The 262-nt window shown below is 46.2% G+C and carries 1 protein-coding gene; it reads right to left on the bottom strand.

Going from position 1 to position 262, the window contains the following annotated elements; translation table 11 throughout:
• Nucleotides 1-262: 50S ribosomal protein L20 (gene rplT, locus O4G74_RS16155; protein ID WP_269403537.1), on the bottom strand; the 262-nt coding region annotated here is incomplete at both ends.

Below are 262 nucleotides of genomic sequence, written 5' to 3'. Positions count from 1 at the left end.
TCTTACGGTCGATCTCGATAGATGCTTTCTTAAGACCGTTGATGAAACGGCTGTAAGATAGACCATTTTGACGAGATGCCGCATTGATACGTGCAATCCATAGTTGACGGAATTGACGTTTCTTAGCGCGACGGTCACGGTAAGCGTATTGACCAGCTTTAGTAACTGCTTGGAAAGCTACGCGGTAAACGCGTGAACGCGCACCGTAGTAACCTTTAGCTTGTTTTAGAACTTTCTTATGACGTGCACGAGCTTGTACACC

This window comes from Henriciella marina (genome assembly GCF_027213945.1).
Classification (GTDB): Bacteria; Pseudomonadota; Alphaproteobacteria; order Caulobacterales; family Hyphomonadaceae; genus Henriciella; species Henriciella marina_A.
The sequence above is the reverse complement of the archived record's forward strand: the minus strand, read 5'-3'. Positions and strand labels throughout refer to the sequence as shown.